Genomic DNA, 25,683 nt, shown 5'->3' with positions numbered 1-25,683 from the left:
ACAGCACTCCTAGAATCAGTAATCAGGGCGGGGCGGCGGGGCCAGGGCCCCGCCCGGAAGAGGGATCAGGCAGCCTTCTTCCACGGAGCCTTGGTGAGGCCCCAGACCGGCGAATTGATGGCCATGTCCATGTCACGGGCGAAGATCGCGAAACCGTCGTAGCCGTGGTAGGGGCCCGAGTAGTCCCAGCTGTGCATCTGGCGGAAGGGCACGCCCATCTTCTGGAAGACGTACTTTTCCTTGATGCCGGAACCCACCAGGTCGGGCTGGACCTTCTCGACGAACTTCTCGAACTCGTAGCCGGTCACGTCGTCGTAGATCAGCGTGCCGTCCTTCACGTAGTGGGTGGTGCGCTGATAGTCGTCGTTGTGGCCGAATTCGTAGCCGGTGCCGACCACTTCCATGCCCAGATCCTCGTAGGCGCCGATCACGTGGCGGGGGCGCAGGCCGCCGACGAAGAGCATGACCTTCTTGCCCTCCAGGCGGGATTTGTACTTGGCGATGACTGCATCAACCATGCTGCGGTACTTGGCGATGACCTTCTCGGTATTGGCCTTGATGGTGTCGTCGAAGTGGCTGGCGATTTCGCGCAGGCTCTTCTCGATCATCGTCGGGCCGAAGAAGTTGTACTCGACCCAGGGGATCCCGTACTTCTCTTCCATGTGCCGGCTGATGTAGTTCATCGAGCGATAGCAGTGCAGCACGTTGAGCTTGGCCTTGGGGGTGTTCTCCAGCTCGGCGATGGTGCCGTCACCGGACCACTGGGCAATCACACGCAGGCCCATTTCCTCAAGGAGGATGCGACTCGACCAGGCGTCGCCACCGATGTTGTAGTCACCGATGATGGCCACGTCGTAGGGGGTGGATTCGAACGCGTTCTTGTTCGGATCGACCTTGTCGAAGACCCAGTCGCGCACCGCGTCGTTGGCGATGTGGTGGCCGAGGGACTGGCTGACCCCGCGGAAGCCTTCGCAACGCACCGGCACGATGGTCTTGCCGACGTATTCCTTGGCCTTCTTCTTCGACACCGCTTCGATGTCGTCGCCAATCAGGCCGATCGGGCATTCGGACTGGACGGTGATGCCCTTGTTCAGGGGGAACAGGACCTCGATCTCGTCGATGATCTTCTCCAGCTTCTTGTCGCCGCCGAAGACGATGTCCTTCTCCTGAAAGTCGGAGGTGAATTGCATCGTGCCAAAGGTGTCGATGCCGGTCTCACCGATGTAGTAGTTGCGGCGCGAGGCCCAGGAATACTGGCCGCAGCCCACGGGGCCGTGGGAGATGTGGATCATGTCCTTGATCGGGCCCCACACCACGCCCTTGGAACCGGCGTAGGCACAGCCACGGATGGTCATCACGCCCGGCAGGGACTTAATGTTGGACTTGACGCCGCAATCCGGCTTGCCATCCTCGAAGGTGCCCAGGTGCTTGGCGCGCTTCTTGGCAGTCTTTTCCGGATAGGCCTTCAGCACTTCTTCGATAAGTGCCTTGTTTTCATCAACGGTCAGGCTCATTTTCATTGCTCCTGTCATCAAATGGAGTGGTCGAGAGTGGAGAGCGGAGAGTCGAGCACAGGTCACGCCGGCCGGTGCCCGGAGGCACCGGAGGAGAGCCGGCGCTTGCTGCCCCGACTCTCGACCCTCGACTCTCGACGCGTCAGGCGGCCAGTTCGGCAGCGGTCTTGCCGATGACGGACTCGTCTTCCTTCTTCATGATCCCGAAGTCCATCAGCAGGTCTTCGAGCTCATCCATCGTGATCGGCGTCGGGATGGTGCCGTTGCCGGCGTTGTTGTGAACCTTCTCGGCCAGGGTGCGGTACTCGGCGGCCTGCTTGGATTCCGGGGCGTACTCGATGACGGTCATGCGGCGCAGTTCGGCGTGCTGCACGATGTTGTCGCGGGGCACGAAGTGGATCAGCTTGGTGCCCAGCTTGCCGGCCAGGGCTTCAGCGAGTTCCAGTTCCTTGTCGGTCTGGCGCTCGTTGCAGACCAGGCCGCCCAGACGCACGCCGCCGGAGTTGGCGTACTTCAGGATGCCCTTGGAGATGTTGTTGGCGGCGTACATGGCCATCATTTCGCCGGACATGACGATGTAGATTTCCTGCGCCTTGTTCTCGCGGATGGGCATGGCAAAGCCGCCGCACACCACGTCGCCCAGCACGTCGTAAGAGACGTAGTCGACACCGTCGTAGGCGCCGTTTTCCTCAAGGAAGTTGATCGAGGTGATCACGCCACGGCCGGCACAACCTACGCCGGGTTCCGGGCCACCGGATTCAACGCAACGGATGTCGCGATAACCCACCTTCAGGACGTCCTCGATCTCCAGATCCTCCACCGAGCCGGCTTCGGCAGCCAGGGACAGCACGGTGTCCTGGGCCTTTGCATGGAGAATCAGGCGGGTGGAGTCAGCCTTTGGATCGCAACCGACGATCAGGATCTTCTGACCCATTTCGGCCAGCGCGGCCAGGGTGTTCTGGGAGGTGGTGGACTTGCCGATACCACCTTTGCCGTAAAACGCAATTTGACGAAGTGCAGCCATTTTCAGATCTCCTGAATGAATTGAACGGGTAATGCGTCACTGACGAATTCCGGGTGTTGGGACCCATCTACCTTGCAACCGGAATGCAGCCTGTCGTGTCCGTCTTGCTCTTCGTATTCACACGCTTCGGCGAGCCTTTATCGGTGCGACGAGCATTCAGCAATCGCCGTGCCAACCTCGAAAAACCTCTTCAACACACTGATTAAATTTATGTTTTCAACTCAGACATGCTTTCAAAAGACGCTTGAAGGCAGTGTGTGGAATGCGACAAAGGGCCCAGCGCTGTCAGGAAGGGCACAGACCTCCGGCGCCGTTCCGGACAGCCCGGACAAACCCGACACAAGTCTGCAAGGCGCTGAAAAAAAAGGGTTTTTCTGAAACAAAAAGGTAGCAGCAGAGGGGCGGCACAACTATTGCCTAGGCAAGGCAAACCTCAGGCCCGGATGGATCGGGTCACCGAACACCTGGAGCCACCACCATGAGCAAGCCGGACACCCCTGCCAACGCCCCGCCCACCTGCCCAGCCCGGGTGGTGGTGGGCTATCTGCGGCGCGATGGCTGGGCCGTCCCGGTCTATGGCGAACCCATGCCGCCGCCCCTGGCAGCCACCCCATCCGCCCCGTCGGTGGCTTCTGAACCCGCCAGCGCCAACCCCCACTTCACCCGTCTGGGCGGAGTGGGGGTGATCGAAAAACTGGTCGAACGCTTCTATGTGCTGATGGACAGCCTCCCCCAGGCCGCCACCATCCGTGCCATGCACGGCCCCAACCTGGCCCCGGTCAAGGAGGTGCTGGTGCGCTACCTCACTGAATGGACGGGCGGCCCCCAGGTGTACTCCGCCGAACGCGGCCACCCGCGCCTGCGCCGCAAGCACCTCCCCTTCGCCATCGGCCAGGCCGAGCGAGATGCCTGGATGCGGTGCATGACGCAGGCCCTGGACGACGTGGTCGCCGACCCTGAACTCAAGAATCAACTCACCCGCGCGTTCGCCAAGACCGCCGATTTCATCCGCAATGACAAAGGAAGCAGTCATGACCACCACCCTCGCTAATGCCACCCTCGACCTGGACGAAAAGGGCCGCCTGCTCAACCCGGTCTTCAAGGGCGAAACCAAGAAGGCCGGCCGCTATGGCTTCCGCGGCGACGTCGCGCTGAAGTTCGCCGAACAGTTCGCCGACGAAAAGCGCCCGCCGGAGATCGTCACCGACCAGGTCATGATGGTCTGCGACGACGGCGCCACCATCCCCTTCTTCAGCAGCTTCCTGCTGTCCTTCGAATACCTGGCCTTGGTGCATGAAGTCCTCGGCCCCTACTTCGTACCCACCGGCAAATACATCGTCTTCTGCGACAACATCGACCTGTCGAAGAAGTACACCGTCAAGATGGGCGACATCAGCTACACCGTGCTGCCCATCGACGAGGCCACCGTGTACAACGAAACCCTCGAACTGCTGTACCTGGAAAAGAACGACCTCAAGAAGTTCGACACCGCCGGCAAGCTGGACGCCGTGGCCAATGCCGCCACCAAGTTCTCCGCCACCTACACCCCGCTGAGCTACGAGGAGGGCCTCAAGATCATGGGTCCGATCCGCGATCTCGGCGCCAACCGCCCGGTCTGAGCCCGCAGCCTCCCATGAACGAGCCGTCGCCCCGCCGCGGGGCGGTGGCGGAGGACTGGGCCGGAGACGGACGGGGCACCGAGCCCGGCCGCTGGTACTCGACCAACCTGGTCGGGCTGCCGGTTGGCCTGCTCGGCTCGCCGGCCTTCAATGCCCACCCCCAGCCACTGGCCATTGCCGGTGTCCGCGAAACCCACCGCGGCCTGTTCCGGCTTCTTGAAACGGCCGGCGACCTGGCTTCCGCATCGGCCGTGTTCCGGCACTTCATGGAGATCGTCTTCGGTCTCGCCCCGCCCGAACCCGGCACCCGCAGCACACCGCGATCGCGGCACCGTTCCAGCTACCTCAAGCTACTGCAGGGCTGGGGGCTGGATTCCAACTCCGCCGCCGGCGCCGTGCTGAAGGGCTGGGCCGAGAGCCGCTTCGGCCTGGTACCGACCTTTCACAAAGCCCTCCTCAGCCGCTTCCCCTCACCGGCCTGGATTGCCTACATCGAAGAGAAGGGCAGCAGCCGCTTCCACAACAACTGCATCCACCAGCAACTCGACCTGCTCTTCGAGTATTGCCAGTGGGCCATCCAGCGCTTCGGGCTGCCCGCCCGGGACTACATGACCCTGTGGCGCGGCATCAACGATTTCACCGAACAGCGGGTGGTTGCCGGCGACCGGCGCGACCGGGCCTGCATTCTGCGGCTCAACAACGTGGTGTCCTTCTCCACCTCCCGCGAGCGCGCCGACGAGTTCGGCGACTGGATCCTCGAAGCACGCGTGCCGGTGGTCAAGATCCTGTTCTTCCCCGGCCTGCTGCCGGGCGCCCCCCTGGCCGGAGAAGGCGAGGTGCTGGTGATCGGCGGCGAATACGAAGTGGTGGCCCGCTATGCTTGACGCCCTCCTCCTGCGTACCCAGCCCTCCATCCTGCCCGCGGGCCTCTGCCCCGGCAGCCTGCGCGACAAGGCCCTGGGCGCCTACCTGGGCCTGGCCATCGGCGACGCCCTGGGCGCCACCACTGAGTTCATGACCCCCCGGGAGATCGCCGCCCAATACGGCGTGCATCGCCACATGACGGGTGGCGGCTGGCTCAAGCTGGCACCCGGCCAGGTCACCGACGACACCACCATGTGCCTGGCCCTGGGCAAGGCCATCCTCGACGCCGACGGCTGGTGCATGAAAGCCGTAGCCGAGGCCTACGTGGCCTGGCTGCGCAGCAAGCCCGTGGATTGTGGCAACACCTGCCGGCGCGGCATCCGCCGCTACATGACCGACGGCTCCTTCGCCGGCCCGGCAGGCGACGGCGATGCGGGCAATGGCGCCGTGATGCGCAACCTGCCGGTGGTCCTGGCCACCCTGCACGACCAAGCCGCCTTCGAGACCCGCAGCCTGGCCCAGGCCCGCTTCACCCACAACAATCCGCTTTCCGACGCCGCCACCCTGATCTGTGGCCGCCTGCTACGGCGCCTGCTGCTCGGTAGCCGCCTGTCCGACTGCCGTCCCCTGGCCGATACCTTCGTGGTGAGCCACCCCCTGTTCCGCTTCCAGCCCTACCCCGGGCGGGCCAGCGGCTACGTGGTGGATACCTTGCAGACGGTGCTCCATTTCACCTTCAGCGAAGCCGATTTCGAGGATGCCCTGATCGGTGCGGTCAACCGCGGCGACGACGCCGACACCACCGCCGCCCTGGTCGGCATGCTGCACGGCGCCCAGTGCGGCGCCAGCGCCCTGCCCCGCGCCTGGCTCGATCGCCTGGACCGGACCATCGCCGCCGCCATCGTCAAGCAGACCGATGCCCTGCTGAACCTGGCCGCCCGCCCGCGGCCCTGAACCCGGAGGCCCCATGACCCACCTCGTCTTCTACGAAAAACCCGGCTGGATGGCCGGCGCACCGAGGGCTGCGGCGGCGCCGATCACTTCACCCCCTGCCCCAGCTTGCGCCCGTCCACCACCACCCCGTAGAGGTTCACGCCGTCTTCCGCGTGGTAGCGCTTGCGGGTCTCGTCGATATCGCCATTGACCAGGCGCGGGTCCTGGGGCCGCTCGTGGGCGTTGACGTAGGCCGCCACATCCCAGGCCTCCTGGTCGCTCAGGGTCTTGCCCCGCCCCAGGGGCATGTTGTGCTGGATGAAACCCGCCGCGGTGTTGATGCGGTGCATGCCGGCGCCCCAGTTGTAGGAGTCCTTGCCCCACAGGGGCGGAAAGACCGAGGTCGCCCCCACCTTCTTGCCTTCACCCTCCACGCCGTGGCAAAGAGCGCATTGCCTGTCATACACCACCTTGCCACGGGCGATGTCGTAGCCTCCCCGGGGCAGCGGCGGTTCGTCGAACCCCCGGCCGGGCATGGCCTTGCCGATGGGCACGCCGCTGGACATCCAGTAGGCATAGGCTGTCAGGGCGGTCAGCACCTCACTGTCGGGCGCGGGGGCCTTGCCGTTCATGCTGAACTGGAAACAACCCTGCATGCGCTCCACAAAAGTATTCACCTTGTTGTTCTTTTTGCGATAGGCCGGGTACATGGTGTAAGCCGCCCACAGGGGTGCCGAATCCGCCTTGCGCCCCCGGTCGATGTGGCAATTGACGCAGTTCATCTCGTTGCCCACGTATTCCGGTGCCAGGGCCTTGGTGTTCATGAACAGATCCTGACCCCGGCGTACCAGGTCACCGTAGGCGTTGTTGGGAATATCGGCTTCGGCCGGGGGCTGGAAGTGGTTCTGGCCAAGCGCCCGGGCCGGGGCCTTGGGCAGCTGGGTCTGGTCGTCCAGTCGGGGGTTGCGGGCGGGCTCGGCGGCCAGGGCCTGGGCGGCGAACAATGGCAGGAGCACAGTACCCAGCCGGCGCGGTGTGATCATCATAGTGGCGGTTCCTTGGTCGGTCGCAGGAAGGGACGGGCTTCAGCGCAGGCGGTGCTGGCTGGCATCGAAGGGCTCCGTGGTGTCACCCAGCCCGGCAAAGTAGGCGGCTACGGCCTTGATCTCCGCCTCCGTCAGGTCGGCCGCGATGTGCTGCATCAAGCCATTGGGATCGTTGCGCCGGGTCGGCGGCACCGCCGCCACCGGCTTGGTCTTCCGGCCGCCGGGCTGGGCCGGCGTACCGCGCCAGGCACGCAGCTGGGCCTCGATGTACTCCGCCGACTGGCCGGCCAGGGGCGGAAAGGCATCTCCCACCCCCACGCCCGAGGGGCCGTGGCACAAGGTGCATTCGGGAATGTTGCGCTCCCAGGCACCGCGCAAGGCCAGCCAGGCGCCGGAGCCCTCTCTCGGGCGCTCCGGCGCACCGGTTTTCACGTTCACCTTGGGCAGCGCCGCGTAGCTTCTGGCCACGGCGGCCGCCTCGGCTTCGCTGAGAGCCTGGGCGATGGGCTGCATCAGCGGGCTTTCGCGCCGCCCGGCCCTGAAATCGGCAAGCTGCTTGGCCAGGTAGGCTTCGGGCAGCCCGGCCAGGCGGGGAAAGCCGCCGGCGGCCATGCCCCTGCCGTCGGCGCCATGGCAGCTCATGCACGGCATGGCCGCAGGGCTGGCCCCCCCTTTCTGGATGATGGCCTCGCCATCGGCTGCTACAGCGGCCTGCACCAGCATGAGCAGGGATGAGGAAAGGCCAAGGGCCAGGGGTCTCAGGATTGTGGAGGGCATGCACGGCTCCTTGATCGGGTGAGCGCTGCGGTCAGGCTTGCGCGGGTGGGGTCAGTAGCGGGCATCGCTGGGCTTCTTGTCCTTCGGCCAGTCCTTCACCTTGTCAGGGAAGTCGGGGCGCGGCTGGTGGCTGAAGTACTCGGCCACATCCACGGCCTCCTGGTCGCTGAGCCCGCCCTGGCCCAGGGGAAACTTGCCGTGAAAGCCGATGGGCATGTTGCGCTTCACGAAAGCCGCCGCCGTGTAGGTACGGGCCATGCCCGCGCCGATGTTGAAGGAGGCATCCCCCCACAGAGGCGGATAGATGTAGCGCCCATCCGCCTGACGCAGGCCCTCCCCGTCGTTGCCATGGCACACGGCGCACTGGTCGGCATAGATCTTCTTGCCGTTGTCGATGTTGGGCTGGAGCGAACGGTCGATCTTGCCGATGCCCCGGCCCGGCACCTTGTCCTCAGGCTTGGTCTCGCGCTTCATCCAGTCGAAATAGGCCACCATGGCCTTCATGTCGGCCGACTCGGGCGGCAAAGGCTTGCCATTCATCGAACGCCGGAAGCAGCCATTGATGCGGTCTTCGAGCTTGATCACACGCCCGGCCCGCGGCGCATAGCTGGGGAAGAAGGCCGACACACCGACAAAGGGCGAGCCGTCGGCCACCGTACCGGCGTTGAGGTGACAGCTGGTGCAGTTGAGGGCATTGCCCACGTGCTGGGGCAGCAGATCGCGGGTTTCCAGGTGCAGGCGCATGCCACGCACCAGTTGCTGGGCATTCGGGCTGCCAAGCATGTCGGCCAGGCGAGGGGTTTCGAAGGCGCTGGTGTCCACCTTCGGGTCCAGCGCAGCCCGCATCCTGCGCACCTGGGAAGCGCTGACGGGGGCGCCGTTACCCCAGCTGGCACGAACAAAACTCAGGATCTCGGCCAGCTCGCTGTCCTTCAGGCGGGCAAAGCCAGGCATGGCGAAAACCCGTGGATGGGCAGCCGTGGGCACGGTCTGGCCGCCAGTCAGCACGATGTGGACCAAGGTGGCAGGGTCTTTGGCCGCAACGGTGGGGTTGCCGGCCAGGGGCGGAAACACCTTGGGCACACCACTGCCATCCTGGCGGTGGCAATCCACACAGAACTGCACGTAACCCAGTCCACCACGGCTGCTGTAGAGCTGCTCCGGCAGGCCGCCGGCGACGACCTTGCGTGGCACACCGGGGGCCGGCAGTTCGTTTTCGCCCGGCGGCAGGGACTTGAGATAGGCGGCCATGGCCACCAGGTCGTCGTCCTTCAGGTGCTGGGTGCTGTGCATGATCACCTCGGCCATGTTGCCCGACGCGGCGGCAAAGCGGTTCTGCCCGGTCTTCAGAAACTGGACGGTGTCGTCCACCGTCCAGAGACCGCGCAGGCTGAGCGCCCGCCAGTGTTCGACCGTCTCGCCGGACAGGAAGTGGCGGCCTTTCGCGCCAGCCTCGTGCATGGCCTTCTCCTGGAAGGCCAGACCCCGCGGCGTGTGGCAGGCACCGCAATGCCCCAGCCCCTGGACCAGGTAGGCTCCCCGGTTCCACGCCGCATCCTTCGTCATGTCGGCCTTGTAGGGCGTGGCATCCAGGAAAGCCCAGTTCCACAGGGACAAGCCCCAGCGCATGCTGAACGGCCAGCGCATGTCGGAGGGCTTGTTGGCCTGCTTCACCGGTGCCAGGCCTTCCATCAGGTAGGCATAAAGCGCGCGCATGTCCTCCGGGGTAATCCGTGCGTAGGATGGATAGGGCATGGCGGGATAGAGGTTGTGGCCATCCGCCGCCACACCCTTGCGCATCGCCCGGTCGAACTGCTCGAAGCTGTATTTGCCGATGCCGGTGTCCCGGTCAGGCGTGATGTTGGTGGAATAGAGCTTGCCGAAGGGTGTTTCGAGAGCCCGCCCCCCTGCCATCGAGGTGCCCTTCTCCGCGGTATGGCAGGCCACGCAGTCGCCTGCCCGCGCCAGGTAACGCCCGCGCTCGATCATGGAGGCATCCCCGGCCAGAGCAGGGCCGGCGGTGAACGCAAAAACGGCCGCGCCCTTGAGGACGAGGCCCATGAAGAGCCGGCATCCGAGCCGGCCGATGGTACTGCTGCGCATGACTTTCTCCCTGCCGCTTGTCTTGGCAACAAGTCTAGGGAGCGCCCTTGCCCACGCCTATCCGGACATCGGGTTAACGCAATAGCCGAAACCGGTTAGTCCAGCCCACCGGGATCAGCCCGGAGGATCAGGCGGGCCAGATCGGCAGCACTGCCGGTGCCGCTCTTCTCCATGACGCGCTGGCGGTGCACGTGCACCGTGTTGTCGCTGATGCCCAGGAGGCGAGCCACTTCCTTGTTGGCCAGGCCCAGGGCCAGCAGGCGCGCCACCTCCCGCTCCCGGGACGACAGGCGGGCCAGGATGTCCATCGCCTCGCCCCGACGCTGCCGGGCCGCGTGACGCTCATGGCTCACCTGCACCGCCCGTTCGACCGCATCCAGGAAAAGCTGGTCCTTGAAGGGCTTCTGCAGAAAATCCAGCGCCCCGTCCTTCATGGCCTGCACGGCAAGCTCCACGTCTCCGTGCCCGGTCATGAAGATCACGGGGAACGGGGAACCGGCAGCAAGCAGGCGCCGCTGCAGCTCCAGGCCGCTCACCCGCGGCATGCGGATGTCCAGCACGATGCAGCCGCCCCCCGGCGGAAAGGCTGGCGCGGCCTGGAGGAATGCCTCTGCCGAAGCATGCCCCACGGCCTGCCAGCCCACGGACTCCAGCAGGAACAGCAGGGAACGACGGAACGGCGCTTCGTCGTCCACCACGTGGATGAGGGGAAGATCGGCGCTATCGGTCATCGGATGGGTTCTCGTGCCAGGGTGTCGCCCCCTCGGCCAGGGGCAGGGTGAAACGGAAGACCAGACCCGGGCCGGGCTCGGCCGCCGCGGCGGAGATCTCGCCTCCATGGGCTTCCACAATGGTCTTGCAGATGGACAGACCCAGGCCCAGGCCGTCGGATTTGGTGGTGAAGAAGGCCTCGAACAGACGGCCCTGCATTTCGGGTGCCAGCCCCGGGCCGTGATCACGCACCGCGACGACGCAGCAGCTACCAACCTGCTCCAGATGGAGCTCGATGGGCGCATCGCAATCTGCTGCACGCTGCGCGTCCCAGGCATTTTTGAAGAGGTTGAGCAGCACCTGCTGGATCTGCAGGGGATCGACCCACACCCGCCAACCACCGCCGTCTCCCCCGGTGGACACCTGCAGTTCGGGGGCGCCGGGCAACATGCCGGCGAAGAGGCGCCCCGCCTCTCCCACCAGTGCGACGGGATCATGGGCCTCCCGGACCCGGTTACGCTTGCGGGCCAGGGCACGGATGCCCCCCAGGATGCCGGCGGCCCGCTCGGATTCACTGGCGATCTCCTCGGCGGCCAGGCGCAGGGCGGCGGGAGCAAGATTGCCGCTGTCCTGCCGGCGCAGCAGGCTGCGGGCGTAGTTGCCGATGGTGGCCAGGGGCTGATTGAGCTCGTGGGCCAGGGTGCCCGACAGCTCCCCCAGCACCGACAGACGGGACAGATGATCCATCTGCTGCTGCCCCTCCTGCACCTGCACCTCAAGGCGTTGCCGGGCCGCCATGGCCTGGGTCAGCTCCCGGGTCCGCCGCTGGACCAGATGCTCCACGTGCAAAGTGTAGGCGCCCCAGGCGAGCAGGGTCAGGATCAGCCCGCAGACCCAGGGCCAGTAACGCTCCCACAGGGACGGCCAGGCCGTCTCCCGCAGGAAGGCGTAGGGGCCGATCTGCAGGGCGCGCAGGAGCTCATGAACCGTGTGATAGTCGGCCGGCACGCTCCAGGACTGACCGGCCGCATCGGGCGTGAGAGCCAGCAGGGCGACCAGCACATCCCGGGACAGGGCCGGCGGCGTGTGGGGGGCCGCCGCAAAGGCCCAGCCCGGGTAGAGGGGCGCCGACGCCTGGCATGGGGCGCCGCCGGGGCGGGGCGACAGAACCCGGAGCTGCCCCGGCCGCAGGGCGCCGTCCCGCTCCAGGCTCTCCAGCAGGCAGACCCTCAACACCCCGGCATCGGCATCGCCGTTGAGCACCGCCTCGACGACCCGGGACATGGGGAAGCCGGTGAACACGGGCGCCGGGCGCCCCTGCTCCGGGTCCAGGCCCTGTCGGCGCAGCTCGCCCCAGGCCACCTGGTAGCCGCCGAAGGCATCCGGCGATACGGCGGCGAGGCTATGCCCTTGCAGATCGGCGAGCCGCCGGATGTCCTGACGGTCGGCCAGTACCACCACGGCCGATCCGACCACATGGGCGGGGTCGGAGGCGTTGTCGGCGACCAGGGTGGCGATCCGGCTGATGCCACTCTCCGCTTCGAGAAAGACATAGTGCCCGGGGTTGGTGACGACGAAATCCAGCTCCCCGGCCTTGAGCGCGGCGGCGACCCCCGCCAGGTCGAAATGACGCAGCACCAGCTCCCGCCCGGGCAGCTGGTCGGCCAGCCGGTTCATCAGCGTGGACCAGCGCACCTCCGCTTCCTCAAGCCCCTGCCAGGCCAGTACACCGATGCGGACCTGGCGGGAGGCCTCGGTGGCGCTGGCCAGGAGCGGGCACAGGGCCAGCAGCAACAGAACGGAAATTGATCGCAGCGAACACCTCATGGGCGAGAGTGTCCGCCGGATGGGGTGGATGGGACAAGCTTTGACGTCCCGAGCACCCCGGGCGCGGGTTCAGACGAAACCGAGCAACTCGATGGTGACCGGCTCTTCACCCATCAGGGTCTGACAGGCCAGACGCGACTTGCTGCTGACGCCGACCAGGGTGTCGAGCTTCTCGTTCTCGAGCCTCTGGATACGCGGCAGGGTCTTGCGGCCTTCCTGGATGAAGATGTGGCAACTGCCACACTGGGCCTTGCCGTCGCACTTGTGGTGGATGCGCTCGCCAGCAGCCAGGATGGCGCTGAGCAGCGTTGTGCCGGCGGCGACGTCGACGGCCTTGCCGGAGGGCTGGAGGGTGAGCTGAGCCATGGAACTTCCTTCTTGCTTGCGGATGAAAAAATCAGATGACCTTCAACCCAGGCGGGCGAGAAGGGCGGGAACGAAAGCGTCGAGGGGCAAGGGGATGCGCTCGATGCCCTGCTCGGCCAGAAAACGCGCCTCCATGCGGGTCGGCTCGTCGGGGAGCACCGCCCAGTGGCGATCGGACGAACGCTTCATGATCTGGCGGGCGAAGGCGCGGGGCAGCTGATCGTTGAAGCGGCAGCCGACGAACAGGAAGTTGCGGCCGGCGCGCAGGCGCTGCACTTCCACCGGGATCGGGGTCTGGATGTCGATCTCGGTGAGCACTTCCACGTAATCCGTATCCGACACCAGGTAGTTGCCGGCCGGGCCATGGGCCCCGATGGGCTTGTACAGGATGGTCTTCCAGTCCGGATTGCAGTCGGGCACGGCCGCGCCGGCGGCGTCATACCAGCCGGTCCAGGTGCCGAAATGTTCGGACTGGGCCAGCCCCTGGACCTGCCCCCAGCTGCCGGTGGGGGCATGGGCCGACAGGGCGGCGGCCATGGCGTCGTCGTACCAGGCATCGACGATCAGCGGAAAGCCGAAGCCGGCCAGGGATTCGTGCAGGGGTGCCGGCTTGGGCGCAGCGGCAAAGGCTTCGTTCATCAAGCCGACCAGCGTCTTGCGATGCTTGAAGTTCTCGATGTACTGGGCCGACTGGGTGAGCCGATTGCGAATCTTGTGGGGGACGGAGCTCTTCGCGGTGAGCAGGGCCACCAGGGCTTCCGGCGTGGCCGGCACAGCGTAGTCAGCCGCCAGGGCCAGCACGCGGGGGCCCAGGTAGGGCACCACGCTGCCGGTGGCCAGGGCTTCAACCAGGCTGGCGGGAAGGCCATCGGGCAGGATATCGGAGGGAGCGGCGGCAGGTGCAACAAGGGTGCTTGTCATGGGGATACCTCGGGTGTCTTACAGGTAAATCGCGGCGCCAGCGCCCACGTTGGTGCAGGCGTCCTTGAGCGTCTTGACCAGAAACTTGACCTCGTCGGCGCCCAGTTGCCCGTAAAAGGGCAGCGCCAGGGAACGGTCGCCAATGCGTTCGGTGTTCTTCAGGCAACCGCGTTTGCAGTTGTAGGCCTCGCCCAGGGCCTGATAGGCGAACTGCTGGTGCATGAGGGCGCTGAAGGGCGCAGCCTCGATGAGATCGGCTTCCAGGTCATCGACGATCTGGGCGCGGGAGCTGGCGCTGAAGCGGGCGCCCAGGTGCACCACGTAGAGCATCCAGTGCACCTCGTCCACGTCGGGGCCCAGATACGGCGGCTTGATGCCCTCGAAGCTCTGCATCTCCTCCCGGTAAAAGGCCTCCACCTGCTTGCGCCGGGCCAGGATCTCGTCGATGCGCTCAAGCTGGGCCAGCCCCAGGGCGGCGGTGAGGTCGCTCATGCTGCCCTGCAAGGGCACCCGGCTGCCGATGGACACGGAGGCGCGATCGGCCAGGCGATGGGCGCGCAGGTAGCGTAGTTCGGTGGCCAGATGCGGATCATCGGTAAGCACCATGCCGCCCTCGCCGCAGCACAAGGCACCGGGCTGGGAGAAGTCGAACACCGACAGATCGCCGAAACTGCCCACCGGCTTGCCCAGGTAGCGCGAGCCGATGGCCTCGGTTGAATCTTCCAGCAGCGCCACGCCGCGGGATTCGGCCAGCTGGCGCAGGGCTTTCCAGGCCGCCGGATGGCCGTTGCAGTTGTTGCCGATGATGGCCTTGGTCTTTGGCCCGATACGCTCGGCCGCAGCCGACGGCGAGATGCAGCCCGACCAGTAATCGATCTCGGCAAAGTTGGGGGTGGCCCCGGCGAGCAGGATGGCGTGGGCCGTCTGGTGCCAGCCGTAGCTGCAGGCCACCACTTCATCCCCTGGCCCGATGCCCAGGGCCCGCAGGGCCAGCCACATGCCGATGGTGCCGCTGGCGGTGGCCACGCCATAGGCACGGCCGTGGTGGGCTGCAAACTCGGCCTCGAACTCCTCGACCAAGGGGCCGGACGACAGGCGGGAGCTGCGCAGGGCGCGGATCACCCGCTCCAGTTCGCGGCCGCTGACATCCGGGTCGGTCAGCAGTATCCAGTCCTCGTCATGTTCCACATCCTGGGGCGTGACGGCGGCATCCATGATCAGCTCCTGGCAGCCAGCACGAGGCCGGCAGCGGCAGCGGGGTCGGTGGTCATCGACCAGCAATGGCCGTCGCACCCCATGAGGAAGACATTGGCGGATGCCGTCTCGAGAGCCGGGGTTTCCCCCCGCACATCGAGGGCATCCACTACCGTGACACGCAGGCCGCTCCAGCGGGCCCGGGCCTCGGCCGCCAGGGTGGCGACGTCGGACGCGGTAGTGCCGAGGCTGGCCAGGGTGGTGAGGTCATCAGGGGTGAGGGCCATCATTCGCCTCCCACCCTGCGCGCCTCGACCGTGATGGGCAGGCGGGTTTCGGCGGCCATCTCGGGCAGGGCCAGCACCCAGCCGTTGGCCAGGGTGATGGTGCCGCCCCACAGGCCGGCGGTTTCCTGGGCGACGACGGGCTCTTCCAGATCCTTCTTGGGCACGTAGGCCGACAGGCCCTGGGGGGTATTGCGCAGCATGACTTTCATGGTGGGGCTCCGGAAGTTGAGTAATGGGTTCAGATACGGGTCATGCACGTGAGGCTTCGGCCAGCAGCGGTGTCAGGGCGGCCTGCAGGGTTTCGACGACGCAGGCGATCTCGGCGGGGGTGGTGTCGGCAGACAGGGAAAAGCGCACCGCCGCACGCACGGCCGCCACCTCTGCCCCCATGGCCAGCAGCACCGGGGAAGGCTCGGAGCCCCCCGAGCTGCAGGCTGAACCACTGGATACGCAGATGCCGGCGCGTGCCAGGCGTTGCAGCACCACCTCCGCATCGAGCAGCCCGAAGGCCATGCAGGCCGTGTTGGGCAGGCGCGGGGCACCGGCGCCGAACACCCTCAACCCCGGCAAGGCCTCGCCCAGGCCGGCCTCAAGGGCATCGCGCAGGGCGGCGATGCGCGGCGCGTCGGCCAGGGCCGACTCGGCCTGCCGGGCCGCGACCCCAAAGCCGACGATGCCGGGCACGTTCTCGGTGCCGCCCCGGCGCTTGCGCTCCTGGTAGCCGGGCAGCAGGGACTCGAAGGGCGCGCCCTTTTTCACCACCAGCACGCCCACCCCCTTGGGGCCGTGCAGCTTGTGGGCCGAAGCCGTGAGAAAGCGCGCCCCCAAGCCAGCAAAATCCACCGGGACGCGCCCCGCCGCCTGGGTGGCATCCACATGGACCGGAACACCCGCCGCGCTCGCCAGCCGCAGCACCTCGGCCACCGGCTGGATCACGCCGGTTTCGTTGTTGGCCGCCATCACCGACACCAGGGCCGCGCCGCCTTCGAGCAGGGCCGGCAGGGAGTCGGTGAGCACCACACCGCGCTCATCCACCGGCAGGCGCAGGATCTCCACGCCCTGCCCGGCCAAGGCCTTGGCCACCTGCACGAGGCCGGAATGCTCGATGGCCGACAGCACCAGCCGGCGCGGCGCCCCCGGCACAGCCAGGGCCGCGTGCAGAGCCATCGCGTTGGCCTCGGTGGCGCTGGACGTAAACACCAGCTCCGCCGGCTGGGCGCCCAGCAGCCGGGCGACGGCGGCACGGGCTTCGCTCACCCGGCTGCGGGCCTGCTCGCCGGCTGCATGCTTGGACGAGGGGTTACCCCAGCTCTGGGTCAGGGCCTCGTGCATGGCTGCCACGACGGCGGGCAGGGGGCGGGTGGTGGCGTTGTTGTCCAGGTAGATCATGGGGGGCTTACATTGGCAGCGGGGACGCCATTGCCCCCGGGCTTACGAGTGACAGAGCCTTTGCTGCAAGGCTTTCCCGATAAATCAGTTGCATTGGCCGGGACTCGCCCCGGCGGGCGACCTTCTTTCTTGCTTCGCCAAGAAAGAAGGCAAAGAAGGCGACCCGCCTCACCGGTCGGCCTGCGGCCGACTCCCCTGCGCTGCTCCCAGCAGGCGGCCGGTGCGGAACTCGCCCTGCGGGCTCAGACAGCCGCACCGGAAGGCCCCGCCTGCTGCTGCGCTGCTCGGCGGATCGGAACGGGCTTTCCGGATACACCGAGCCCCTGCGGAAAGAACGGTTGGCACTGACCGTTGGTAAGCTGCATTTCCTCTCCCCTCTGGCGTGCCGACTGGAGGTGATGACGGGCGGAAAAAGGGCTTCGCATGTCTGAGCCCGAAGGGCGAGTTTGCGAAGACCCCGCCCGGTATTGCCGGAAGGAGGGAACCCCCGAAGGGGGCGCGACAGCGGGGCACGCTTTCTTGCCTTCTTCTTTGTCGTGCAACAAAGAAGAAGGTCGCCCGCCGGGGCGAGTCCCGGCCAACGGTACGCAACAATCGGGAAATCCCCCACCGCACGGGCGCAACCAAACAAAACTCGCCTCATCACCCCCTCCTCACGGCCAGAACACCCGATGTGCATCGTCCACCACCAGCGCCAGCAATTCCTCGATGCGTGCCGCGCTGGCATGCCACGACCAGCTGCCGGCCACGTGATCGCGGGCATACAGGCGCCACACATCCGGCTCGGGGTGCTCCAGGCGGGCGATGTCGATCACGCCGCCATCGGGAGCCACGTTGCGGGAGCAGCAGGGGCTAGTGATCTGCCAGCCTTCGTCGCACCAGACCACGTCGGGCTGCACGTAGCGGTAGCGGCTACGGCCCTCAAGCTCCCGCAGGATGCGTCGGCGGACGAGTTCGCCGGGCCCGGTGACGCTGGCTTGGCGGATCATCGGCGGGCCTCCGCAGCGGGCGACGCTCAGGCCGCCGCCAGCTCCTCTTCAAGGCAGCCCACCACCCGCCCGCTGCGGCCCTCGGCGGCGCCGAACTCAACGATGTACACGGGGATGTTGGCCTCCTCGTGATGCCCGATCTGCACCACTTCACCGGCCGTTCCGGCCGCCACGATGAGTTCGTTCTCGGGCACTTCGGGGTGGCTGCCGTCGTTGAACAGATCGGTGGTGGCGGTGACCTGCTGGCCCCACTGGTATTTTGGTGCGCGCGGTTCGAGCATGGTCTTACTCCTTGATATGGGCGTGCTGCGCCACCTTGTCCCCCCCGAGGGCTTCGGCGACATGGGGCGGCAGCTTGTCGAGGGACACGATTTCACGGGCCCGCATGCCGACCTTGTGGCCGGTGGATACGAACTCGACCGCATAGATGTAGAACTGCTGCAGGAAGGTGCCCACCGAGGTGACGTAACCCACGTCCCCCTTGTTCACCAGCACCTCCCCCACATCCTTGCCGGGGTAGGTGCCGTCGTTGCGCACCTTGTAGCGGCTCACCACCCGCTCCCCAAAATCGAACTGGGGCGGGCCTTCAAGCTCGATGACGTCACTGTCGCGGGAGATGTCACCCATGGCGGGCCTCCGATTCAAGGGTGTTCAGACGCACACGGGCCGCGTCGCGGACTTCGGCTTCGTCGTCCACAAGCAGACGCCGGGCGAGGGCCGGATCGGCGTACTGGGCCACCTCCCAGCGCACCTCCCAGGCCGGGTCCCCAGCCATTTCCGGCAGCAGGCCGACCGGCAGGCGATGGACCACCGCCCGCCGCACGGCCACCTCCGGGTCGTTGCGCATAGCCAGCAGTGCCGGCACCTGCAGGCGCGCCGCTACAGCCAGGCGCACTTCCTGGTCGGGGTCGGACGCCATGCGCGGCAGGAGCGGCAGGGGCAGACGCTGGGCCACCAGCTTGCGCACGAAGTAGTCCGGGTCGTCCGCCATCTCCACCAGCATGCTGGCGTCGAGGCGCTGGGCGACCCGGATGCGCACCTCCCGGTCGGGATCCTTGCGCAGATCCGCCAACAGGCGCTGGGGCAGGCGCAGGGCCACGTGCAGGCGCACGGTCTCATCCGGGTCGTGCATCAGCCCGACCAGGCGAAACACGTCGGCCGAGCGCGAGGCCACGGCACGCACCTCAAAATACGGGTGCTCCAGATAGTCATTGGCCAGCCCCGGATTCCAGCGGAAGAAACGGTCGATGCGCTTGGCGTAGCGATCGAACACGCAGGAGAAGGCCCGTTGGCACTTGCCCTCGGCCAGCAAGCCCTGATTGACGCAGCTGCCGCAATCGAGGCTGCGCCCGAGCCAATCCACGCTGGGCGGCTCGTTCGGCGCCCAGCCCGTGGCGGTGTCCCGGGTAGCCGTGTTCATGGCGCGGCCTCCAGGGGCTCGTCGTAATCCACGTCGCGCCCGGCCCGGGCCAGCACCGCACCGAGCACCCGGTGGCCGAGGCTGTCTGTCGGGTCGAGCTGTTCAAGCAGGGCCAGCACGGCCGCGCCCTCCTCCGCCTCGCCGAGGCGCAGGCTGAGGTAGGCGTAGCCTTTCAGGGCAAACAGGTAGAAGCGCGGGGCTACTGCGTGGGCACGCAGTTCGGCCAGGCGGCCGGGGCCCCACGCCACCAGGGGTTGCACCTCGCGCCAGTCGGCAGGCAGGCCCAGCTGAGCCGCCGCCAGGGCGACGGCCTCCAGCGCAACGACCCGGGCTTCGGGCAGGCGGTTGGCGTAGAAATGAAAGCGGTAGTGGGCGATCAGCGGCGCGGGGTGCGTCGGCGCCAGGGCGCGGGCCCGCAGCAGCATCTCCAGCGCGCCTTCGTCACCGATGCCGGCACGGCCGGCCTTGTCGATCAGCGCTTCGACAGCAGGCGTCAGCCCGGCCCCGAGGACGGCGTCCTCGAAGCCGGGGATGACACCGGGCGATCCGCTGGTCGACATGCCCGTCTCCGCCTCAGCTGCGCCGGATGGAGCCGATGTCCACCTTCACCACCCCCGGCGGCGGTGCGCTGGTGCTGCTGGAAGAGCAGCCACAGGCGCCGGCCTTGGGGTTGAAGAAGGTCAGACCACTGGCGGTGGGCGTATCGGAGAAGTCGATGGTCACGCCATCCAGCATCAGGCGCGACTCGGCCGGCAGGAAGAGCTTGAGATCACCGACCGCCAGCACCTCGTCACCGGCCAGGGGCGCGCCCTCGACGGTGAACTCGGCGCTGTAGCCCGAACAGCCGCCGGCGCTCACCGTGAGGCGGAAGCCGGCGCCCTCGCCCTGGCCCGAGAAGCGCACCATGCGGCGCATGAACTTCTCGGCGGCCGGATTGACAGTCACGTTGGGCAGCATGATCAGGCCTTCACGATGCAGCCATCGACCGGGCACACGGCCACGCACTGGGGCGTGTCGTAGTGACCCTCGCACTCGGTGCACTTGGCCGGGTCGATGATGAACACGCCGCTCTTTTCACGGATGGCGTCGTTGGGGCATTCCGGGTCGCAAGCGGAGCAGCCGGAGCAGGTGGAACCGATGATCTTGAGGGCCATGATGGTCTCCTAGCGGTAGTGGGTATGGAACGGGTCGGGTAGTCAGGCCGCCATCACGGCGCCCTGGCGGATACGGGCGTCGCCGCGCTCCTGATGGACGATGGCGCCGCTGGCCACGCGCCCGCAGTAGTCGGCAAACCAGGTCAGGGCGGCCTTCTCGATGAACTCGTGGGCGTACTCCTCGACTGGCTCGATGCCGGCAGCCTTCAGCTCATCGCGGGGGCAGGCGCCGATCTTGGAGACCAGCACGGCGTGGCAGTCGTTGATGGCATTGACGATCGACGGCAGCTGCTCGTCCTCGCCATAGCCGCCCTGGCAGTACAGATCCACCCGGCGGTGGCCGACGAAGAGGGCTTCCTTGCGGCTGACCTCGAAGATCTGGAACTCGGTGGCGTGGCCAAAGTGCTGATTGACCCGGCCCTGGCCTTCGGTGGCCACGGCCACCAGCACCTTCAGGTCTTCCTGGCCGGCGATCAGGCTGGCGTCCAGGGCATCGGCCAGGGCGTCCACCTTGGCCTGGTGCTGGGCCTGGCGCTCGGCCTCGACCTTCTCCTGGTAGGCGCGGCGCTTGTCGATGTCATAGACGATGTCCATCTCCTCGATCTTGTCGAGGGTGAATTCCTCGCTGCGGTCTTCGCCGAGCAGGCCGACGGCGTCGGCGCGGCACTGGCGGCAGTGGCGCATCAGGTTGGCGCCGCCCATGCAGGCGTCCTGAACGGCCTTCAGCTCCTGGGCGGTGGGGCCGCGCTGGCCGGTGAGGCCGAAGTGGGTGCCGTGCTCGGCCTCGCTGATCAGCGGCATGATGTTGTGCAGGAAGGCGCCGCGCTTCTTCACCTCGCGGTTCACCTCGATCAGGTGCTCGTCATTGATGCCGGGGATCAGCACCGAGTTGATCTTGGTGAGCACGCCCCGGGCGGTGAGCATTTCCAGGCCCCTCATCTGCTGCTCATGCAGGATGCGCGCAGCCTCGACGCCGGTGACCCGCTGGTGGTTCCAGAAGATCCACGGGTAGATCTTGGCGCCGATCTCCGGGTCCACCATGTTGATGGTGATGGTCACGTGATCGATGTTGTGCTTGCAGATCTCGTCCACCATCTCCGGCAGGGCCAGGCCATTGGTGGACAGGCACAGCTTGATGTCCGGGGCCTTTTCGCTGAGCTGGCGCATGGTGTCGAAGGTCTTCTTCGGGTTGGCCAGGGCGTCGCCGGGGCCGGCGATGCCGAGCACGGTCATCTGCGGAATCTCGCTGGCCACGGCCAACACCTTTTTCACCGCCTGATCGGGGGTGAGCTTCTGGCTCACCACGCCGGGGCGCGACTCGTTGCTGCAGTCGTACTTGCGATTGCAGTAGTTGCACTGGATGTTGCAGGCCGGCGCCACCGCCACGTGCATGCGGGCGAAGTGGTGATGGGCTTCCTCGGAGTAACAGGGATGGTTCTTGACCTTGTCCCAGATCTCGGTGGGCATGTCGTCGGGGCCACCCGACGAACCGCAGCTGGACTTGCCAGCGCCGCCCGAGCTGGAGCAGCCCCCGGCGGATTCACTGGCGATGGGCTCGGCCAGGGCGTTGCGATGGGCTTTCAGATCACCAAGGCTGATGTAGGCGCTTTGCATGGAGGCGGCTCCTTGTCTCTGTTCGGGGGGACGTACAGGTCTCGTTTGAGAGACAAATAGCCAGATCCATGCCAGGGGATATTCCTATTTCAGATCATAGGCTTGCAGAATTTTCTGAAAATCGGTGAATGTCGTGGTCGAGACAATCCACGGCCTCCCGAAGGGAGCATGTCGGGCTTGCGACAAAGCGGACAGCAGCAGCACCGCACTGGCCCTACCCCCGGTTTACACGGATGTCGCAACCGACGGGCAGAGGCGCATAATCCCCTGAGCTTTCAACGGCCTCATCGGGCCCTACCCGGGTGGACTCCGTGCTCCGCAACCCCTCCCTCAGCCACCGTCTGTGGTTGGTCCTGCTGCTGACCCTGGCTCCTCTGGCCGTGCTGCTTGTTCACGACTACCGTGCGGAGCGGGAGAAGGCTGTCGCCGACATCGAGCAACGGGCCATGATCATGGTGCGCAGCGCACGCATCGAAGAGGCTGCCGCCCGCCGTCAGGTAAAGCAGTTGCTGTCCACCATGGCCCACGCCAACGACCTGAAAGACCTGGACGCCGAAGCCTGCAACGGGCTCGCCGAGCGCCTGAGCCGGTCGATCAACGACATCACCATCATCGGGGCCGCCACTGCCGACGGACGCGTGTTCTGCAGTTCCCGCCCCACCACCACACCGATCAACGTCAGCGAGCGAAATTGGTTCCGCGCCGCCAGAACCGCCACAGATATCAGCGCAGGGCAGTTCCTCATCGGCAAGATCACGGGCAAACCAGGGATCACCTTCGGCTACCCGGTACGGGACGCCAACGGCACGTTCCGGGCCGCGGTATTTGCCGCCACCGACATCACCTGGTTCGACCGCCTGACCGCCAGCTACATCCTGCCCGAGGGGTGGAGCTCCACCCTGTTCTCTGCGGACGGGGAAGTGATATCCCGCTACCCCGAGCCGGAGCGCTGGCGTGGTGCGGCCCTTCCCCCCGAAAGCCGCAGCCGGCTGGTCGCGGCCTTGCAGGCGGGAGAACGGCGCATCCTGATGCACGGCCTCGACGACGTCGAACGCCTTTTCATCCTGGCGCCAGTGGAGCTGGCGAGCGGAGCACTCTACGTCAGTGTGGGCGCCCCCGTCGGCAAGGTCCTGCACGAGATCGACGAAGGCCTGTGGTTACGTATCGGCCTGCTGGCCTGCACCGCCCTGGCTTCCCTGCTGTTCGCCCGCTACGTGCTCCATCACCTGGTGGAAAACTGGATCGCCCGCCTCACCGACGCCTCCCTGAAGGTGAGCGCCGGCGAGCTGGACCTGCGCGTCCCCACCGTCGGGCTGCCCCCCGAACTGGCCCGGGCGAACGAGGGCTTCAATACCATGGTGGCGGAACTCCGGCGCCGCGCCGACCAGGAGGATGCCGACCGCCAGACCCTGGCCAAGCTCAATGGGGATCTGGAATCCCGGATGCTCGCCATAACCCGGAGCGAAAACCGTTATCGAAGCTTCTTCGAGAACAGCAGCTCGGTCATGCTCATCGTCGACCCGGCAGACGGGGCCATCATCGATGCCAATCAGGCAGCAGCCCGCTACTACGGGTGGTCGCAGGAGCAGTTGCGGGCGATGAAGATCACCCAGATCAACACCCTCAGCCACGCCCATATCCGCGATGTGATGCATCGGGCCCGAAGCACCCAGCGTGACCACTTCCTGTTCGACCACCGCCGGGCCGATGGCTCGATCCGCCACGTGGAGTGCTTCTGCGGCCCGATCGACATCGGCGAACGCCAGTTGCTCTATTCCATCGTCCACGACATTACCGAGCGGGTGGAGGCGGAGGCAGAACTGCGCAAGCTCTCCATGGCCATCGAGCAAAGCCCCGAGAGCATCGTGATCACCAACCTGTCCGGCGAGATCGAGTATGTGAACGAGGCCTTCCTCCGCTCCACCGGCTACAACAGAGCCGAAGTCCAGGGGCAGAACCCGCGCATCCTGAAGTCTGGCCAGACCCCGGCGCTCCTCTACGCCGAGCTGTGGGCGACACTGCAGGCTGGTCAAACCTGGAAGGGCGAGTTTGCCAACCAGCGCAAGGACGGTAGCGAGTTCATCGAGTTTGCCGTGATCAGCCCGGTTTACGGCCCCGACGGCCAGGTCACCCACTACGTGGCGGTCAAGGAGGACATCACCGAAAAGAAGCGCCTCGCCCGGGAGCTGGAACTGCACCGGGAACACCTGGAAGAGCTGGTCGCATCGCGTACGGAAGAGCTCGTCCGGGCCAAGGCTCAGGCCGATGCAGCCAGTCGGGCCAAGAGTGCCTTCCTGGCCAACATGAGCCACGAAATCCGCACCCCGATGAACGCCATTCTCGGGCTGTGCCACCTGATGCAGAACAGCCCCAGACGCGACCCTGGAGATGCCGACTACCTGCACAAGATCGACACCTCGGCCCGGCACCTGATGACCATCATCAACGACATTCTCGACCTGTCGAAGATCGAGTCCGGGCGCCTCGAACTGGAGGCCATCAATTTCCCGGTACTGGCGGTGCTCGACCAGGTCCGCTCGATGGTCGCAGAGTCAGCCCGGACCAAGGCCCTTCAGCTGGACGCATCCTGTGAGGACGAGCCCCTGTGGGTACGGGGCGACGTCACCCGGGTGCGCCAGGCCCTCCTCAACCTGGCCAGCAACGCGGTCAAGTTCACCCCCGCGGGCGCCATCCACCTGCGTGCCCGCATCATCGCCCGGCAAACCAGCGGCCTGACCATCCGTTTTGAAGTCAGTGACACGGGCATCGGCCTGAGCCCGGAGGCCCAGGCCAACCTGTTCGAGAGCTTCGTGCAGGCCGACGTGTCCACCACCCGGCGCTTCGGCGGCACAGGGCTGGGGCTGGCCATCACCCGCCGGCTGGCCCGGCTGATGGGGGGCGAAGCTGGCGTCGAGAGCGAAGTCGGCAAGGGCAGCACCTTCTGGTTCACGGCGACGTTCGCCCCAGGCACCGAGGGCGCCATCGCCCCCACCGACCTGCCCGAAGGCGACGAAGCTGCGGCCCGGCTGCGTAGCCGCGGGGACAGCGTACGCCTGCTGGTGGTAGACGATGACAGCATCAACCGGGAGGTGGCCGTGCACCTCCTCGACGCTGTCGGCCTGCAAGCTGACACCGCAGTGGATGGCCTTGACGCGCTGGACAAGGTGCGCGCCAGCCACTACGACCTGGTGTTCATGGACATGCAGATGCCCCGGCTTGACGGCGTGGAGGCCACCCGACTGATCCGCGAGCATGCAGCACAGCCCACACTGCCGGTCATCGCCATGACAGCCAACGCCTTCTCCGAAGACCGGGCACGCTGCCTTGCTGCCGGCATGGTGGACTTCATCACCAAGCCGGTAGACCCACCCATTCTTTACGCCATGCTGCTCAAGTGGCTGCCGCCCCCCACCGCATCGGGCGTCGCTCTGCCCCCGCGGTCACCGCATCCGGTCGGCACCGAACCGGTCCCCGACGCCGCGCTCATCACCCGGCTGGCCTCCCACCCAGAGGTGGACACACGCTTCGCCCTGGCCAAGCTCGGCGGACGCACAGCCCTGTATGTTCGCCTGCTCAAGCAGTTCTTCAATACCAGTGCCGACGCCATGCCCCACCTCCGGGCCTTGCTGGCCGCTGGCGACAGTGCCTCGGCCCGGCTGGTGGTCCATTCACTGAAGGGCTCCAGCGCCACTCTGGGCATGTCCGCCCTCCGCCACAGTGCCGCGGCTCTGGAGAGCGCCCTCATCGACGGCAGCGACGCCAACACCCTCCAAACCCGGGTCAACGAAGTGGAAGCCCGCCTCGCCAAAGTGATGAGCACCCTCCGCAGCACACTGGCCGAACCTGACACCTGAACCCGTCATCAAGCCGCCATCGAAAAACACCGAGTGTCATGCCGACGGGCCCATGGCGTCGAATTCGCTTGCTCTCT

26 protein-coding genes are annotated in these 25,683 nt (G+C 66.5%); 5 read left to right on the top strand and 21 right to left on the bottom strand.

The features are described from left to right. Positions 1 to 65 precede the first annotated feature (65 nt). Positions 66 to 1,532 carry a nitrogenase molybdenum-iron protein alpha chain gene (nifD, locus tag PHI64_RS11625; protein WP_366945181.1) on the bottom strand — a complete coding sequence of 489 codons (1,467 nt, stop codon included), beginning with the start codon at positions 1,530 to 1,532 and terminating at the stop codon, positions 66 to 68. Positions 1,533 to 1,656: 124 nt separating this feature from the next. Then, positions 1,657 to 2,538, bottom strand: coding sequence for a nitrogenase iron protein (nifH, locus tag PHI64_RS11620; protein ID WP_299882797.1), 882 nt, complete (start codon positions 2,536 to 2,538; stop codon positions 1,657 to 1,659). A gap of 478 nt (positions 2,539 to 3,016) precedes the next feature. On the opposite strand from nifH, the gene PHI64_RS11615 reads away from it, so the two are divergent. The 4 genes from PHI64_RS11615 to draG are packed head-to-tail and all read left to right on the top strand — an operon-like array spanning position 3,017 to position 5,975. Then, the gene (locus PHI64_RS11615; protein WP_299882795.1) at positions 3,017 to 3,589 is read left to right on the top strand and encodes a group II truncated hemoglobin; all 573 of its coding nucleotides are present in this window, start codon (positions 3,017 to 3,019) and stop codon (positions 3,587 to 3,589) included. Beyond that, a complete protein-coding gene (locus tag PHI64_RS11610) occupies positions 3,570 to 4,157 on the top strand; it encodes a hypothetical protein (protein ID WP_299882793.1) in 588 nt (195 codons plus the stop codon). Before PHI64_RS11615 ends, PHI64_RS11610 begins: the two co-directional genes overlap by 20 nt. A gap of 14 nt (positions 4,158 to 4,171) precedes the next feature. After that, on the top strand, positions 4,172 to 5,041 hold the full coding sequence (locus tag PHI64_RS11605) for an NAD(+)--dinitrogen-reductase ADP-D-ribosyltransferase (RefSeq protein ID WP_299882791.1): 870 nt from the start codon (positions 4,172 to 4,174) through the stop codon (positions 5,039 to 5,041). Next, on the top strand, positions 5,034 to 5,975 hold the full coding sequence (gene draG, locus PHI64_RS11600) for an ADP-ribosyl-[dinitrogen reductase] hydrolase (protein WP_299882789.1): 942 nt from the start codon (positions 5,034 to 5,036) through the stop codon (positions 5,973 to 5,975). The genes PHI64_RS11605 and draG overlap by 8 nt, the downstream gene beginning before the upstream one ends. Before the next feature lie 83 nt (positions 5,976 to 6,058). On the opposite strand, the gene PHI64_RS11595 is transcribed toward draG, so the two are convergent. From PHI64_RS11595 to nifB, 19 genes are all read right to left on the bottom strand, one after another. Continuing rightward, positions 6,059 to 7,000: a c-type cytochrome gene (locus tag PHI64_RS11595; protein ID WP_299882787.1), complete on the bottom strand. Its 942-nt coding sequence runs from the start codon at positions 6,998 to 7,000 to the stop codon at positions 6,059 to 6,061. Positions 7,001 to 7,039: 39 nt separating this feature from the next. After that, positions 7,040 to 7,777, bottom strand: a complete 738-nt coding sequence (locus PHI64_RS11590; protein WP_299882784.1) for a c-type cytochrome — start codon at positions 7,775 to 7,777, stop codon at positions 7,040 to 7,042. A gap of 51 nt (positions 7,778 to 7,828) precedes the next feature. Further along, entirely contained in the window at positions 7,829 to 9,880 is a 2,052-nt protein-coding gene (locus PHI64_RS11585; RefSeq protein WP_299882782.1) for a c-type cytochrome, read from the bottom strand. A gap of 95 nt (positions 9,881 to 9,975) precedes the next feature. Beyond that, positions 9,976 to 10,611 carry a response regulator gene (locus PHI64_RS11580; protein ID WP_299882780.1) on the bottom strand — a complete coding sequence of 212 codons (636 nt, stop codon included), beginning with the start codon at positions 10,609 to 10,611 and terminating at the stop codon, positions 9,976 to 9,978. Beyond that, complete coding sequence (locus tag PHI64_RS11575) at positions 10,601 to 12,418, bottom strand: sensor histidine kinase (RefSeq protein ID WP_299882778.1); 1,818 nt, start codon at positions 12,416 to 12,418, stop codon at positions 10,601 to 10,603. The genes PHI64_RS11580 and PHI64_RS11575 overlap by 11 nt, the downstream gene beginning before the upstream one ends. A 69-nt stretch (positions 12,419 to 12,487) precedes the next feature. Next, on the bottom strand, positions 12,488 to 12,784 hold the full coding sequence (locus PHI64_RS11570; protein WP_299882776.1) for a 2Fe-2S iron-sulfur cluster-binding protein: 297 nt from the start codon (positions 12,782 to 12,784) through the stop codon (positions 12,488 to 12,490). A gap of 42 nt (positions 12,785 to 12,826) precedes the next feature. After that, positions 12,827 to 13,705, bottom strand: coding sequence for an SIR2 family protein (locus PHI64_RS11565; protein WP_299882774.1), 879 nt, complete (start codon positions 13,703 to 13,705; stop codon positions 12,827 to 12,829). Between the two features lie 18 nt (positions 13,706 to 13,723). Beyond that, positions 13,724 to 14,920, bottom strand: coding sequence for a DegT/DnrJ/EryC1/StrS aminotransferase family protein (locus PHI64_RS11560; protein ID WP_299882772.1), 1,197 nt, complete (start codon positions 14,918 to 14,920; stop codon positions 13,724 to 13,726). A 2-nt stretch (positions 14,921 to 14,922) separates the two neighbouring features. Then, entirely contained in the window at positions 14,923 to 15,186 is a 264-nt protein-coding gene (locus PHI64_RS11555; protein WP_299882770.1) for a hypothetical protein, read from the bottom strand. Further along, complete coding sequence (nifT, locus tag PHI64_RS11550; RefSeq protein ID WP_299882768.1) at positions 15,186 to 15,395, bottom strand: putative nitrogen fixation protein NifT; 210 nt, start codon at positions 15,393 to 15,395, stop codon at positions 15,186 to 15,188. Before nifT ends, PHI64_RS11555 begins: the two co-directional genes overlap by 1 nt. A 40-nt stretch (positions 15,396 to 15,435) precedes the next feature. After that, positions 15,436 to 16,575, bottom strand: a complete 1,140-nt coding sequence (locus PHI64_RS11545) for a cysteine desulfurase family protein (RefSeq protein ID WP_299882766.1) — start codon at positions 16,573 to 16,575, stop codon at positions 15,436 to 15,438. A 653-nt stretch (positions 16,576 to 17,228) separates the two neighbouring features. Beyond that, positions 17,229 to 17,564: a DUF3024 domain-containing protein gene (locus tag PHI64_RS11540; RefSeq protein ID WP_299882764.1), complete on the bottom strand. Its 336-nt coding sequence runs from the start codon at positions 17,562 to 17,564 to the stop codon at positions 17,229 to 17,231. Between the two features lie 26 nt (positions 17,565 to 17,590). Further along, entirely contained in the window at positions 17,591 to 17,845 is a 255-nt protein-coding gene (locus tag PHI64_RS11535; protein WP_299882763.1) for a nitrogen fixation protein NifZ, read from the bottom strand. A gap of 4 nt (positions 17,846 to 17,849) precedes the next feature. Beyond that, positions 17,850 to 18,191 carry a nitrogen fixation protein NifZ gene (locus PHI64_RS11530; protein ID WP_299882761.1) on the bottom strand — a complete coding sequence of 114 codons (342 nt, stop codon included), beginning with the start codon at positions 18,189 to 18,191 and terminating at the stop codon, positions 17,850 to 17,852. Further along, complete coding sequence (locus PHI64_RS11525; protein WP_299882759.1) at positions 18,184 to 18,984, bottom strand: 4Fe4S-binding leucine-rich repeat protein; 801 nt, start codon at positions 18,982 to 18,984, stop codon at positions 18,184 to 18,186. The genes PHI64_RS11530 and PHI64_RS11525 overlap by 8 nt, the downstream gene beginning before the upstream one ends. Then, complete coding sequence (locus tag PHI64_RS11520) at positions 18,981 to 19,544, bottom strand: hypothetical protein (RefSeq protein ID WP_299882757.1); 564 nt, start codon at positions 19,542 to 19,544, stop codon at positions 18,981 to 18,983. The genes PHI64_RS11525 and PHI64_RS11520 overlap by 4 nt, the downstream gene beginning before the upstream one ends. A 13-nt stretch (positions 19,545 to 19,557) precedes the next feature. Then, a complete protein-coding gene (locus tag PHI64_RS11515) occupies positions 19,558 to 19,941 on the bottom strand; it encodes an iron-sulfur cluster assembly accessory protein (RefSeq protein WP_299882755.1) in 384 nt (127 codons plus the stop codon). Between the two features lie 2 nt (positions 19,942 to 19,943). Beyond that, the gene (locus PHI64_RS11510) at positions 19,944 to 20,138 is read right to left on the bottom strand and encodes a 4Fe-4S dicluster domain-containing protein (RefSeq protein WP_296567904.1); all 195 of its coding nucleotides are present in this window, start codon (positions 20,136 to 20,138) and stop codon (positions 19,944 to 19,946) included. Between the two features lie 42 nt (positions 20,139 to 20,180). Continuing rightward, entirely contained in the window at positions 20,181 to 21,752 is a 1,572-nt protein-coding gene (nifB, locus tag PHI64_RS11505; protein ID WP_299882753.1) for a nitrogenase cofactor biosynthesis protein NifB, read from the bottom strand. A 311-nt stretch (positions 21,753 to 22,063) separates the two neighbouring features. Here nifB and PHI64_RS11500 point away from each other — a divergent pair, with 311 nt between their 5' ends. After that, entirely contained in the window at positions 22,064 to 25,606 is a 3,543-nt protein-coding gene (locus PHI64_RS11500; RefSeq protein WP_299882751.1) for a PAS domain S-box protein, read from the top strand. The last annotated feature ends 77 nt before the right edge of the window (positions 25,607 to 25,683 follow it).

It is taken from the genome of Zoogloea sp. (genome assembly GCF_028689785.1).
GTDB lineage: Bacteria > Pseudomonadota > Gammaproteobacteria > Burkholderiales > Rhodocyclaceae > Zoogloea.
The sequence above is the reverse complement of the archived record's forward strand: the minus strand, read 5'-3'. Positions and strand labels throughout refer to the sequence as shown.